Origin of the sequence: Chryseobacterium sp. HR92, assembly GCF_045689405.1 — a bacterium.
Classification (GTDB): Bacteria; Bacteroidota; Bacteroidia; order Flavobacteriales; family Weeksellaceae; genus Chryseobacterium; species Chryseobacterium viscerum_A.
The window spans coordinates 3,532,880-3,547,793 of the sequence record NZ_CP139139.1 but is presented as its reverse complement, the minus strand read 5'-3'; the positions used below and the strand labels follow the sequence as shown (position 1 = coordinate 3,547,793).

10 protein-coding genes are annotated in these 14,914 nt (G+C 35.2%); 6 read left to right on the top strand and 4 right to left on the bottom strand.

The features are described 5' to 3' along the window. Positions 1–638 precede the first annotated feature (638 nt). Entirely contained in the window at positions 639–983 is a 345-nt protein-coding gene (locus tag SFA27_RS15850; RefSeq protein WP_047376956.1) for a MerR family transcriptional regulator, read from the bottom strand. A 213-nt stretch (positions 984–1,196) separates the two neighbouring features. Here SFA27_RS15850 and SFA27_RS15845 point away from each other — a divergent pair, with 213 nt between their 5' ends. After that, complete coding sequence (locus SFA27_RS15845) at positions 1,197–2,081, top strand: AraC family transcriptional regulator (RefSeq protein WP_407293423.1); 885 nt, start codon at positions 1,197–1,199, stop codon at positions 2,079–2,081. 186 nt (positions 2,082–2,267) lie between these two features. On the opposite strand, the gene ccoG is transcribed toward SFA27_RS15845, so the two are convergent. Beyond that, entirely contained in the window at positions 2,268–3,710 is a 1,443-nt protein-coding gene (gene ccoG, locus SFA27_RS15840) for a cytochrome c oxidase accessory protein CcoG (RefSeq protein WP_407293421.1), read from the bottom strand. A 256-nt stretch (positions 3,711–3,966) separates the two neighbouring features. On the opposite strand from ccoG, the gene SFA27_RS15835 reads away from it, so the two are divergent. Then, on the top strand, positions 3,967–4,860 hold the full coding sequence (locus SFA27_RS15835; RefSeq protein WP_407293419.1) for an SMP-30/gluconolactonase/LRE family protein: 894 nt from the start codon (positions 3,967–3,969) through the stop codon (positions 4,858–4,860). Between the two features lie 94 nt (positions 4,861–4,954). Here the strand turns inward: SFA27_RS15835 and SFA27_RS15830 are convergent, their stop codons facing one another. Further along, the gene (locus SFA27_RS15830) at positions 4,955–6,262 is read right to left on the bottom strand and encodes a DEAD/DEAH box helicase (protein ID WP_407293417.1); all 1,308 of its coding nucleotides are present in this window, start codon (positions 6,260–6,262) and stop codon (positions 4,955–4,957) included. Positions 6,263–6,717: 455 nt separating this feature from the next. On the opposite strand from SFA27_RS15830, the gene rpsA reads away from it, so the two are divergent. The 4 genes from rpsA to SFA27_RS15810 all read left to right on the top strand — a co-directional run bounded on the left by rpsA (position 6,718) and on the right by SFA27_RS15810 (position 13,647). Further along, a complete protein-coding gene (gene rpsA / locus SFA27_RS15825; RefSeq protein WP_047376953.1) occupies positions 6,718–8,508 on the top strand; it encodes a 30S ribosomal protein S1 in 1,791 nt (596 codons plus the stop codon). A 324-nt stretch (positions 8,509–8,832) separates the two neighbouring features. Next, the gene (locus SFA27_RS15820) at positions 8,833–11,460 is read left to right on the top strand and encodes a T9SS-dependent M36 family metallopeptidase (protein ID WP_407293415.1); all 2,628 of its coding nucleotides are present in this window, start codon (positions 8,833–8,835) and stop codon (positions 11,458–11,460) included. A gap of 125 nt (positions 11,461–11,585) precedes the next feature. Then, entirely contained in the window at positions 11,586–12,572 is a 987-nt protein-coding gene (locus SFA27_RS15815) for a DMT family transporter (RefSeq protein WP_264518454.1), read from the top strand. Positions 12,573–12,654: 82 nt separating this feature from the next. Next, complete coding sequence (locus SFA27_RS15810) at positions 12,655–13,647, top strand: alpha/beta fold hydrolase (RefSeq protein WP_407293412.1); 993 nt, start codon at positions 12,655–12,657, stop codon at positions 13,645–13,647. A gap of 116 nt (positions 13,648–13,763) precedes the next feature. Here SFA27_RS15810 and SFA27_RS15805 read toward each other — a convergent pair whose 3' ends face one another. After that, positions 13,764–14,906 carry an MFS transporter gene (locus SFA27_RS15805; protein ID WP_407293410.1) on the bottom strand — a complete coding sequence of 381 codons (1,143 nt, stop codon included), beginning with the start codon at positions 14,904–14,906 and terminating at the stop codon, positions 13,764–13,766. Positions 14,907–14,914 lie beyond the last annotated feature (8 nt).

Below are 14,914 nucleotides of genomic sequence, written 5' to 3'. Positions count from 1 at the left end.
AGGATCATTGAGCACTTCCCAATTCGGAGGTTATTATTCTTACAAGTACAATGGTAAGGCATTCAGGAAACAGGGTTCTTTGAATATGGCGCAAGGAGCTTTTTATAAACGATCTAAAACATCTGTATGGGATTTAAAAAAAAAATATTAACAAAGTTATTCTATTAATTTTCGGAATTATGTTTTGTGGGATAATTATAAAAAAATACTTGATCCTGACTTATTAAATATAAATATTTTAATCAGCACTGTAATGGACGAGTTATTTCAAACTCATATGACCTTATGACTCATTTCAATATTGTCAAATCATCAGATGGTAATAAGATTTATTTGGAAGATTTAAAAATAATTTCATTAAGTAAAATAGGAGATTCTATAGTAAAGAATAAAGATGTTACTTACTTTACTGTTTATAAAAAAGGTAATAGTAAAGTAATTTATGATATGTACAATAAAAATTTACAAGTAGTAAAATGAAATATTTTATATTAAGATTCCTCAGCTGTCATATCCACAAATAAAACAAAACCATTGTGTGAGCATTGGTTTATTTTTATTCAAATACGGAGGTTTTCTTTATAAACAAAAAAATCTGCTGCATTTACTGCAGCGGATTTTAATATATTGTATAAAACTTATTCAGCATCCCTTTCTCCCAAAGACTCTTTCAGCTTAATAAGCTCAGCTTTTACGAATTCCAGGCGGTCAATAAGGGTGATGGTTTCGGAGATTTTACTGTTTGTGGTCAGGGCGATACGGGCTCCGTCCAGGGTGTAGCCTTTTTCTTTTACCAGATGGTAGATCATCTGAAGGTTTTTGATATCTTCAGGAGTGAAATATCGGTTGCCTTTCCTGTTTTTTTTAGGCTTGATAATAGGAAATTCCTGTTCCCAGTAACGTATTAATGAGGTGTTTACATCGAATGCTTTTGCCACTTCTCCTATAGAATAATACAGTTTATCAGCTAAATTTATTTTCATTTTACGACTCCTAAACTCCAAAGATAAAAATTTTTTAAAGTTTCATCCAAAATATATGATAAAAAGTGCGGTCAGACTTTATTTCAAAGGAGATTTATAGCAGTAAAATTATCGTAAATAACACATATTTGTTGTAACGGAGTATTAAGAAACACTATATAACAGTTCTTTTTTATCTAAATTTGTGAATCTTTACAAGGCATATAAATATAAATGATGAATCCTATTTCTGTTCTTCATATCGACCTTTTCCAGGCAGGTAAAAATACTTCAGATTTTTATTTTAACACAATGAAGAATCATTTGGTGGTAGGGCATCGTCATATAGAAAAACCTCATAGACATGATTTCTATGCAGCCGTTCTTTTTACCAAAGGAGTAGGGATACATGAAATCGATTTCCAAAAATATGACGTTTCGGAAGGAAGCCTTTTCTTTCTGTCACCCGGGCAGATTCACAGTTGGGAACTTTCGGAAGATATAGAAGGTTATATTTTCTTTTGCTCCCAGGAATTTTATGAAATGCATTATGTGAATCAGAAGCTGAGAAATTTTCCCTTTTTTGGATCTGTATCTTTTCCGAGAAAACTTCAGCTGGACGCTCTGGAATTAAAGAAGAATATTAGTTTATTTCAGGAACTGGGAGAAGAATATCAGGCTAAAAATATAATGAAAGAAGGTCTTATTTTGGCGTTAATGTCCAGGATTTTCATTAATTCCACCCGGTTATTTTCCAGAGATTTTGATACACATGATTCTGCCGCTGGACTTTCTTACTTTAAACATTATCAGGATTTTGAAAATCTTATTGAACAGCATTTTGCAGAACATAAATCGATTGCCCATTACGCTTCATTATTAGGAATTTCATCCAAGCACCTGAATAGAATTGTACAGGCTGTTGTCCAGAAAACAGCTACAGATATTATTACAGAAAGGGTAGTGCTGGAAGCCAAAAGAATGTTGATGTACCTGGATGAAAGTCTGGTTGAAATTGCATTCAGATTAGGATATGAAGAATATTCCTACTTTGTAAGAGTATTCCGGAAAAGCTCCGGAATGACTCCCACGCAGTTTATGAGGAAATATAAGGCTTAATGAGTTCAAAGTTCAAGGTTCTGAGCTGAAGGTTTATGGCTTAAAGTTGAAGGTTTAAGGTTGCTGGTTGTTTTGGTTACGAGTTTCGGGTTTCTTTTGTTTCGAGTTTACTAGTTGCTGGTTACACACAACCTTAAACTTTGAACCTTGAATTCTCCCTAATCCCTGCAACCTACCATCTGCAACCTACAAAGCTAACTTAAACGGTCCTTCAAAAGTCGTTTCAAAAGAATCTATCAGTTTTCCTTTCTCATCAAAAACTCCGATGACCATATTTTGTTTTGAGAATTTAATCTCTTCTTCAGGGAAGGAAATATTAATGTTCCCTTTCAGGATCTGGTCTCCCTTTAAGATGATGGTTTCAGAACCGAAATAAGTGATTTCAGCATTTGATGGGGTGATAACTTTGATGTTCAATGTCTTCTTTTCATTAGACTTATTCAGAAGAGTATAAATAAAGGTATTGGTAATTTTACCGTTTTTAACGAAAAATGTAGAGCCTGCCGGTTTGATAAATTTCGCTTCCATAGAACCACGGTCGTACATTAAAAATCCAAGGAATCCGATCAGCAATGCCAGAATAACAGTCGTCGCTTTCATTCTTGGCGTAAATCTGAATTTTTCACGGTTTTCAATTTCTGATTCTGTAGCATAACGAACCAATCCTTTAGGTAGGCCGACCTTTTCCATTACTTCATCACAGGCATCAATACATGCTGTACAATTCACACACTCCAGTTGCTGCCCGTTTCTGATGTCAATTCCCGTAGGACAGACAACAACGCATTGGTTACAATCAATACAATCTCCTTTGCCAGCCGCTTTTCTGTCTTCATTGTTTCTCCATTTTGAACGGCCTTCCCCTCTTTTAAAATCGTAATATACGTTGATTGTCTGTTTATCAATTAGTACTCCCTGAAGTCTTCCGTAAGGGCAAACCAGAGTACATACCTGCTCACGAAGCCAGGCAAAAACGAAATAGAAAGTCATCGTGAAAAAGATCATCGTAACAAACTTTAAAGGATGTTCTGAAGGCCCTTCCAGCATAATCTGGAAAACCTGTTCATAGCCTACGATATACATAAACATGAAAGTAGAGATAATTAGAGAAATCAAAATAAATACGGACCATTTTGTAAGTCTCTTTCTGATTTTTTCAGCATCCCATTCCTGTCTGTCAAGTTTCATCTGTTTATTTCGGTCTCCTTCAATCCAATATTCTATTTTACGGAAAACCATTTCCATAAAAAGGGTTTGAGGGCAAAGCCAGCCACAGAATATCCTTCCGAAAACTACAGTAAATAACATTACAAAAATGACCGAAGTTACCGCTCCCAATGCAAGAATAAAAAAGTCCTGAAGGTAGAACGGTTGTCCAAGGATAAAGAATTTTCTGTCGATAACATTGATGAGCAGAAAAGGATTATTATTGATCTTTACAAAAGGCAGTCCGAAAAATAACGCAAGAAGAAGATAGCTGGTGTAATTTCTGTAATTGGTGTATTTTCCTTTAGGCTTTCTTGGGAATATCCACTTCCTTTTTCCGGTTTCATCCATTGTTCCCACTGAATTTCGGAAATCTTCATTTTCAATTTCTAAAGATTTGATATTGTTGGACTCTGCGCTCATTGTTGTATGCTATAAAAGTATTTTGGTACTATTTTCAGCAGGATCACCCTCTTTTTTGAATTGATTTTTTATTGAAAAAAGTGCTCGATCCTGTTACTGCAAAGCTCCGGATTATATTCTTTCACTACTAATATGATCTGCTTCAAAAATAGGATAATTAGGACATTTAATATTTGTGTTTTTTTATTGTATCAAAACGAGAAAATATTTTGAAACCTCTAGGTCATATTGTAAATTGCAGGTTTAAAAATGAAGTATGAAGAATATCTTGAAAATAAGCATGATTGGTTTGGTTTTCGCATTGGTAAACTGCCAATCAGTAAATTATAGTAAAATGTTTTATGAAGGAGTAAAGCCGGAAATGGTTTCAGACACGTTCAGTTTCACAGAAGGACCATCAGCAGATAAAGAGGGGAATGTTTACTTTACCGATCAACCCAACGATAAAATCTATTATTGGGACTGGAAAAGCAACAAGATAATAGAGTTTTTAGACAAGACGGGAAGGGCAAACGGAACACACTTTGACAAAGATGGGTATTTGATTACCTGCTCAGATGATCAGGGAGAAATCTGGAAAATTTCCAAAGACAAAAAAGTGGAAATTCTGCTTAAAGGCTTTGAAGGAAAAAGATTGAATGGTCCCAATGATGTATGGAATGATGAAGCCGGAGGAATGTACTTTACAGATCCATTGTATGAAAGAGATTACTGGGTTGGCTTTAAACAGGAAATTCAGCATAAAAGTCTTTATTACAGAGATAAAGCCGGAAAAGTTATCAGACTTGATACTTTCACTCAGCCTAACGGAATTGTAGGAAGTGAAAAATTAAAGAAATTATATATTTCTGATATTGATGCCGGAAAAACCTATGTGTATGATATATTGGGCGATGGAAAGCTATCTGAGAAAAAACTGTTTTGTGAAATGGGTTCAGACGGAATGGAACTGGATAAGCATGGGAATCTTTATTTAACAGGAGGTGGAGTACATATTTTTAACCGTTTTGGAAAGAAAATTTATCATATTTCTATTCCTGAAAAGTGGACTTCCAATGTAACTTTTGGCGGAGAAAATAATGATATACTCTTCATTACTGCTTCAAAATCTGTGTATACTTTTCCTACCAGAGTAAGGGGAATAAAATAAATAAAAAGAAATGTCATTGAGAGAAGTATAGATGGCTTTGTTGCTATGCTCCTCGCAATGACATATTATTGTTAATCTAAATGGGATTATAGCTTTAATAAGCAACCTCCATTTTTACTTTCTTTCCTTTCAGTTTTTCGTTCTGAAGCTTTCTTAAAACAGCATTTACTTTATTTCTGGAAACAGCAACATAGGAAGTCGTATCCTTTACTTCAATCAAACCGATATCTTCTTTCTGAAGTTCTCCTTTTTTGATAAGATAGCCCACCACATCTACTTTGTTGACCTTATCTTTTTTTCCTGCACTGATGTAAATAGTCTGGAAAGGTGTTTTTTCCGGAACTTTAGTAAACCCGGCAACACTTTCTTCAGGGGTATTGTTTTTAATGAACGGGAAATTTTCTTCCTCTGTCATGATGAGGTATACAAAACCTTTGGCATTCATCCTTGCAGTACGTCCGTTTCTATGAATGAAAGCATCTTCTTTTGGAGGAAGCTGATAATGTACAATAGATTCTACCTCCGGAACATCAAGTCCACGGGCAGCAAGATCCGTAGTAATAAGAATTCTTGCAGAATCATTTCTGAATTTCAGCAATGCACGTTCTCTTTCGTCCTGCTCCATACCGCCATGGAAGGTTTCCCTGTCGATTCCCATCTGGTTAAGAAGCTCAGAGATTCTGTCAACAGCCTCACGGTGATTACAGAAAATAAGAGTCCTTTTATTGCCTATTTTGCAGATTAAATTAAACAAAGTGTCAAGCTTTTCCTCAGAAATTGTCATTACTTTTCGTAATTGTATATCTGGTTTTATTTCACTTAGCTTTAAAAAGTCGATGGTTTTTTCATTTTTTAACCCTGTAAACGTTGGAATTTCATCCATCGCTGTAGCAGAAGTTAAAATTCTTTGTGAAAGACCTTTTAATGAACCTGCAATAAACTCCATATCTTCATGAAAGCCAAGCTCCAGAGCTTTGTCGAATTCATCTAAAACGAGTGTTTTAATCGTTTTCGGATCAAAATTATTATTTCTCACATGGTAAGCAACTCTTCCTGGAGTTCCTATTAAAACCGCAGGAGCTTCAATTAAATTGTTAACCTCTATTTTTTTATCATGTCCGCCATAACAAACAGAAACTTTAAAATCTGTTCCCATAGCTTTAAAAACCTGCTCAATCTGTAAAGCAAGTTCTCTGGCCGGAACCAATATCAATGCCTGAACTCCCTGAACATTTTTTTTCAGATTCCTAAGAACCGGGAATAAAAAAGCAAGAGTCTTTCCAGATCCTGTAGGAGAGAGTAAAACAATGTCTGTGTTGTTTTCAGACGCATTATAAGTAGATTTCTGCATCTGATTCATATCCTGAATCTGCAGTTTCTGGTAGATTGATTGTAGTTCCATGGTGCAAAGGTAGTGAATTTAAGCGGGTGATGCGTTGGAGAGTCTGAGGGCTGGAGGGTTTGGGAGTAGGAGAGTTTGATAGGGATAGGAAAGTGTTACTCTTCTTTAACTCTTCGTTACTGTCATTCTGAATGAAGTGCAGCGAAATGAAAAATCTCATATTTGTATTCCTGCTCTTATGATCAAAAAAAAAATAAGTTTTTCTGAACCGTCTGATTTTTCAATTTTTAAATTCTTTAATATTTTAATAATAAATGCTGACATTCAGTTGTTTAGTGATAATATTTACAAAGGTAAATCTATTGTTTATCTCAAATAAAATTCCTATCTTTGCACCCACTTTTGTGGCGAAAAGGTTTGATGGGTAAATTACTTAAAATTAATTACTTCCGTATTTTTTAATCCGCATTTATTCAAACCGTTAAAAAAGAAGGAATACAAATTTTTATTAGAAAATGTCAAAAGAGACAAATTCAGCAGAGGTTTTATTAAACCAAAACGTAGCACCAGAACAATTTGATTGGGATTCTTTCGAATCAGGTCTTGATGCAGATGCGAGAAAAGAAAAAAGCGATTTAGAAGAAATCTATAACGGATCTCTTAACAGCCTAAACGATAATGACGTTTTAGTTGGTAGAGTTGTAAGATTAACTGACAAAGAAGCTATCGTAGACATCAACTTCAAATCTGAAGGTGTTATTTCTCTTAACGAATTCCGTTACAACCAAGGCCTAAAAGTAGGTGATGAGGTAGAAGTAATGGTTGACAAGAGAGAAGACAAAACTGGTCAGTTACAATTATCTCACAGAAAAGCTAGAACACTTAAAGCTTGGGATAAAGTAAACGAACTTCACGAAACTGGAGAAATCGTTAACGGTTTTGTTAAATCAAGAACTAAAGGTGGTATGATCGTTGACGTTCACGGAATCGAAGCATTCTTACCTGGTTCTCAAATTGACGTTAAGCCAATTAAAGATTACGATCAGTTCGTAGGAAAAACTATGGAGTTCAAAGTTGTGAAAATCAACCCTGAGTTCAAAAACGTAGTTGTATCTCACAAAGCATTGATCGAAGCAGATATCGAAGGTCAGAAAAAAGAAATCATCGCTCAGCTTGAAAAAGGTCAGGTTCTTGAAGGTACTGTTAAGAATATTACTTCTTACGGTGTATTCATTGACTTAGGAGGTGTTGATGGATTGATCCACATTACAGACCTTTCTTGGTCTAGAGTGAACCACCCATCTGAAATCCTAGAGGACGGACAGACTGTGAAAGTTGTAATCCTTGATTTTGATGATGAGAAAACAAGAATCCAATTAGGTATGAAGCAATTAGAAGCTCATCCTTGGGATGCTCTTTCTGCTGACTTGAAAGTAGGTGACAAAGTAAAAGGAAAAGTAGTAGTTCTTGCTGACTATGGTGCATTCGTAGAAATCGCTCCAGGTGTAGAAGGATTAATCCACGTTTCTGAAATGTCTTGGTCTACTCACTTAAGATCTGCTGGAGATTTCGTAAAAGTAGGTGATGAAGTAGAAGCTGAAGTATTAACTTTAGACAGAGAAGAAAGAAAAATTTCTCTTGGTATCAAGCAATTGTCTAAAGATCCATGGGAAAATATCGAAGCTAAGTATCCGGTAGGATCTCAGCATGTAGGAACTGTAAGAAACTTCACTAACTTTGGTGTATTCGTAGAGTTAGAAGAAGGTATCGACGGATTAATCTACATCTCTGATCTTTCTTGGACTAAGAAAATCAAGCACCCATCTGAGTTCTGCGCAGTAGGTGATAAATTAGACGTTGTAGTTCTTGAATTAGATATCCAAGCTAGAAGATTATCTCTAGGTCACAAGCAATTGACTGAAAACCCATGGGATAAATTTGAAACTAAATATGCTGAAGGAACTATCCACGCTGGTAAAGCTGTAGAAGTTCACGATAAAGGAGCTTCTGTTCAATTCGAAGATGCTGAAGTAGAAGCATTCTGCCCTTCAAGATTATTAGAGAAAGAAGATGGATCTAAAATCAAAAAAGGTGAAGATGCTCAGTTCAAAGTAATCGAATTCAACAAAGAATTCAAGAGAGTAGTAGTATCTCACACAGGTATCTTCAGAGATGAAGAGAAGAAAAACGTTAAAGAATCTTCTTCTAGAAACGTATCTTCTTCTTCAAACAACGAAGAAAGATCTACTCTTGGAGACATCGATGCATTAGCAGAGTTGAAAAGAAAAATGGAAGAAGGTAAATAATCTTTGAACCATTCATACATAAGGAGCCGCTCATTTGAGCGGCTTTTTTTATCTAAATATGATAAATATAAAATTTGATAATCATTAAAACAAATTCGTTAATATGTGATTTATTTAATGAAATAATTATATCATAAAGATTTAAAAATAAGTTAAATATAATGTGGTAGGCATAAATTTATGATGAGGTTCTCTTTATTGAGAAATATGCAAAACAATATTAAGATGATAATTTTGCGGGTATTTATTTATTTTTAGATTTTAGGTAAAAAAAATATTGAAAGTTTGTGAATTATTTGTAGATTAGCGGCTTTAATAATGGATATGAAAAATAAAGCTCTACCTCTTTTGTTTGCAGTATTTTCTGCATTTCCAACAGTATTGTTTGGACAGGATAATGAAAAACTGATTAAAGATTATATTTCTCAAAATAAAATAAGAGAATATAAAAAATCTGATCTTAATAATATCATTGTTGATAATGTAGATCCGTCAAAATCATTGAATGGTAATGTTGTTAAATTTTTACAGACATATAACGGATTACCGATATACAGCTCTGTAGGAACAGCATTGATTAAAGACAGTAAAATTGTTTATTATACAGATAATTTTGTAAAAGACTATACTGCATCTACATCGAGCACAGCTGTTATTAATAAAAATACAGCTCTTCAAAAGATTGCTGAAGACCTGAAAAACCCTGATATTGCAAATTTTACGATTCTTGAATATCTTGAAAAGACTCAAAAAAAAGCCACATCAGCCAATCAAAGACTTGTATATACCAATGACGAGAACGGAAACCTACGTTTGGCCTATGAATATACTTTAACGGAACCAAAGACTCCGAATTATTGGAATATTTTAGTAGATGCCAATAATGGAAATATCCTGTTAAAAAATAATCTGACTTTATCTTGTAATTTCCATCATGATGCCTATAGTTCAGATGCTGAGTACAGCCATGCTGATCATTTTGAAAATACCCTAATGGGCCCTCAAAATAATGTAGCAGAGAATAACATTCCGTTACTTTTACCAGATAATGCATCCTATAATGTATTTCCATTGCCAATTGAAGCACCTACTTTTGGTTCAAGATCAATAATTACTAATCCTTGGATATTAAGTGCTTCCCCTGAAGGTTGGCATTCTGATGGAACTAATCATTATACTGTTACAAGAGGAAATAATGTTTTTGCCTATGAAGATGTGGCAGGAACAGCTTTAACCGCACCTGATTATCTTACAGGAGCTCCGGCAGACGGAGGAGCGACAAGAAATTTTGATTTTCCTTTTAATATCAATGAAACTCCGGCAAATAATAGGAATGCTGCCATTACGAATTTATTTTATCTGAATAATAGAATTCATGATGTTTTCTACAAATTTGGATTTACAGAATCTGCCAGAAACTTCCAGCAGAACAATTTTGGTAATGGACCTGTAGGAGGAGATGATGATTCTGTATATGCAGAGGCGCAGGATGGCAGCGGATTAAATAATGCAAATTTCTCTTCAGGACAGGATGGTTATAATGGTAAAATGCAGATGTACCTTTGGTCTCCAGTTGGAAGGGTATTTTACTATAATGCACCTACTGCAGCTGTTTCCCGTACACCGGGAGCAGGAACTGCGCAATTTGGTAATCCACTACCTATGAGCGGTATTACAGGAGATGTAGCACTTTCATCAGTTTTGGATGGTTGTACAGCTTTACCTGCAAGTTCATTGGTTGATAAAATAGGACTGGTTGAGAGAGGGACATGTGCCTTTGCTATTAAAGTGAAAAACCTTCAGGATGCCGGAGCAAAAGCGGCTATTGTATATAATAATGCAGTAAATGGTTCTACTTTGGGGAATATGGCGGGTAATGATCCGACAATTACAATTCCTTCAGTACTTATTACCAATGCAGAAGGAGAATATATCAAAACTCAAATGGCAGCAAGTACTACGGTAAATGTTACCTTGAAAGGTAATATGACTCCTGATGGAAGTTTTGATAACGGAATCGTAACTCATGAATATGGTCACGGAATATCCAACAGAATGACAGGTACAGGGTATAACTGTCTGAATTCAGGAGTGAGTAAAGAACAGATGGGAGAAGGATGGTCTGATTTCTTTGCTTTAATGCTTACAAACAAAGCAGGTGATAATGCTACTGTAGCAAGAGGTACAGGTACTTATGCGTTAGGTCAGGCGATAACAGGTGCTGGTATCAGACCAGCAAAATATTCAACAAGTCTTGCTGTTAACGGATTTACATATGGAGATACCAATGGAATGGAATACAATAACGGGTCAGCAGTTGTTCCGGATGTACACTCTATTGGTTTCGTTTGGGCTACTATGCTATGGGATCTTCATTGGAAATATGTTGAAAAATACGGATATTCTTCAGATGTATTATCCACAACACCTAACGGAAGTACAAAAGTATTACAGCTGGTAACAGATGCTCTGAAACTTCAGGCATGTAACCCTAGCTTTATTGATGGAAGAAATGCAATATTAGCAGCAGAATTAGCAACAACCGGAGGTCTTGACAAATGTATGATCTGGGGTGTTTTCGCAAGAAGAGGTTTAGGAGTGAATGCATCTGCAGGAGTTAAGAATAATATTAATGATCAGGTTCAGGACTTTAATGTACCGGAACAATGTTTATTAGCTACCAATGAAGTGAATGGAGATAAGAACAAGAACATTTCTATCTATCCAAACCCGGCTAAAGATGAGTTTTATATCAACTTCCCAAGCAATACTCTTGGAAAAGTAAGTGTAGAACTTTATGATATGTCTGGTAAACTGGTTTCTTCTGAAGATAAAATTTCACCGGATGCTAAGAAAGCAATTTCTACAAGCAATTTGGTAAACGGAACTTATATGGTTAAAATCAAAGGACTTGGTTTTGAAGCCGCTTCAAAAGTAATGGTTAAAAAATAATTTACTTATTAATTAATTTCAAAATCGCCACAAGCTTGCTTGTGGCGATTTTGTTTATCCATCATTATAACATTTCAGATAGGTTTAATTTATATGTTGTACCTTTGCAGGCTGTTAAAAAAATTATGAAGAAGAAAAATATACTAAAAGGTGTTTTATTTGTAGGGATTGGAGCTAGTATATACGGTATGTTGGCCACTTTTGTGAAAATGGCTTACCATGATGGTTTCACCACTTCGGAAGTAACGACTTCCCAGTTTGTTTTAGGTTTGACGGGACTTTTGATCCTCAATCTTATTCAGACCCTAACCTCAAAACAGAAATTATCGCTGCCAAATTCTAAAGAAGTCAGAATGCTGTTGCTTGCAGGAACTTCTCTAGGAGGAACAAGTTTATTCTATTATATTGCTGTACAGTATATCAATGTTTCAATTGCTATTGTACTATTGATGCAGTCGGTATGGTTCAGTGTGGTGGTGGAAAGTATTCTTACAAAAAAACTACCCAATGCTAGAAAAGTAGTTTCTGTGGTTATCGTACTGCTGGGAACAGTTCTGGCAACCAATCTTATTAATATGGAGATAGAGCTGGACTGGCATGGAGTCTTCTGGGGACTGATGGCAGCTGCTTCATATACCTTGACGATGTTCACTTCCAATACACTGGCTACGCATCTTCCGGTTTTCAGAAAAAGTATTATTATGCTGGCAGGTGGTTCTGTAGTGGTTTTTGCATTTTTATTCTTTGCACAGATCGGACCTATGTATTTTGATGGTTTAAAATCATTATACTTGAATTTTACAGATAATACAGAACATATTCATTCATTTAATTATTCAATATTCCTGACGTATGGATTTGTACTGGCTCTTTTTGGAACCATTATTCCGCCAATTTTATTCAATATCGGATTCCCAAATGCGGGATTGGGTCTGGGAAGTATTGTTTCATCACTGGAGCTTCCGGTTTCTGTAACGATGGCCTTTGTTTTATTGGGTGAGAAAGTATTTCTGATCCAATGGATAGGAATTGCCCTCATCCTTTTTGCTATCGTTTTGATGAATTTACCTTCAAAAAAAGAAAAAGAAGTTTCAATAGCAGAATTGTCCTAAAAAAATATTTAAATAAAATAATAGTTGAAACCGTTCCTTTTGGAGCGGTTTTTTTAATTTTAATCCTTTAAATAAAAGTTTCATGAAACATTTCAGAAATATAACGGCTGCTTTTGCATTGATGGTGTCCGGTTTTATGTTTTCACAGGCAAAGCCTCTGGATGCAATGCTTTCCGACTATAAATATCCTTATGAAGTTCATTTTCTCAATTTTAAGTCTCAGGGTGAAGATTTGAAAATGGCCTATATGGATGTACACCCGCAAAAGCCCAATGGGAAAACAATAATGCTTCTCCATGGAAAGAATTTCAACGGAGCGTATTGGGAGAAAACAGCAAAGGATTTGTCTGCTAAAGGATTCAGAGTAGTGATTCCTGATCAGATAGGATTTGGAAAGTCTTCAAAGCCTCATGCATACCAGTTTTCTTTTTCTCAGCTGGCAGAAAATACAAAAGGAGTTCTGGATGAATTAAAGATTGATAAAGCAATAGTATTAGGGCATTCAATGGGAGGGATGGTAGCGGCCAGATTTACCTTGTTGTATCCGGAGAAAGTACAAAAACTGATTCTTGAAAACCCAATCGGGCTTGAAGATTATAAAACATTTGCGGCTTACCAGACCATTGATCAGGCATATCAATCTGAACTTAAAAATACATCGGAAACCTATAAAAACTATCAGTTGAAATTCTATTATGATAACAAATGGAAAGAAGAATATCAGCCGTGGCTTGATCTGATTGCAGGGTGGACGCTTCATAAAGATTACCCTCAGGTAGCTTGGGATGCCGCTCTTACCTCAGATATGATCTACAATCAGCCGGTATGCTATGAATTTAAAAACATCAAGGTTCCCACGCTGCTTATTATAGGAACAAGAGACAGAACTGCAATTGGTAAAGACAGAACTCCCAAGGAACTTCAGCCGAAAATGGGACAATATCAGAAGTTAGGAAAGAAAACTCAACACGAAATTGCCGGTTCAAAGCTTGTAGAACTTGACAACGTAGGACATCTTCCACACATCGAAGTATACCCCCAATTCTTTGAAGCTCTGTATAATTTTATACAATGAAATATTTGAAACATTAAGTTTTTGTAAGTGATTATAAATAATATATTCTGCTTAATTTTTCATCTTTGATGAACCTTAACTATTCTTATCTCTTTATTAAACTTAATGTTTCAAAATTAATTTTGTTTGTTATTAAAGAATAACAAAGTACAAACTCCAATTCCTGAAAACAGCACACAGGAAAGTCCTAGATTCTGGATAAATCCAATACTTACCAACCCTAAGCCGATCAATATATAATAGATCAACCCCAACAAAGCTCCCGCGCTGCCGGTTTCATTTTTATAATGGATAAGTGCGGTACTTAAAATATTCGGGATTGCCATGCTGAACGCCATTACAATGAAGAAATAAGGAATTAAAAAATATATTCCTGTATCTGTCAGAATCCATACAAAAATAGAAGCAGCAAATGCTGAAATAACACTGACTTTAACTAAATGTTTAGGTTGTATGTTCCTCAATAACAGAAATCTATTAAGTTTTGCTCCTGCAAATGTCCCGCCAGCCAATATAACACTACTGTATCCGAAGGCATATGAAGAATAATGATACTCTTTAAAAATAAATGGCGCCAATGAATAGTAAGAAAACAGTAAGACATTAAAACTCATAATCAATAAACAGCATTTTATGATCGCCTGATCACAGAGCATTCTCTTTAATAAACCTACTAAAATACCCATGTTGATTTCTTTTACTGAATGTTGAGTTTCAGAAATTTTTTTACGGGAAAGAATAAAAAATAATCCCGCAAGCAGACATAATGTTATGAAAACACCCTGATGTCCTACAGAAGAAGACAATACTGATCCGGTAATCATTCCTACTACAGGACTTACTGATAAACCGATTCCAATCCAGGAAAATACTTTGCTGATATTGTTTTGATCGTAAGTGTCTCTTAGAATTGTCTGTGTTGCAATAGATCCTACGGAGATTCCAAATGCAGAAATAATCCTGGCACTAAGGAGAATCATAAAATTGGGTACAAAAATAGCGGTCAGTGTTCCGATTCCATAGGTGATAAGCCCATATTCAAGGGATTTTTTTCTTCCGATTCTGTCACATTGTATTCCCCAAAAAGCTACTCCCAGAGCAAATGCTATAAAATATAAACTGATTGTCAGGGTAGCAGATTCTTCTTTTACCCGGAACAGTTCCTGAACCATTGGTAAAACCGGGCTGTAAATGGTTTCTACAAACTGAGGAAGCATTACAAGTACGGTGAGCAGCCAGATAGGATTCGTCTTTTTCATTTTTTTCT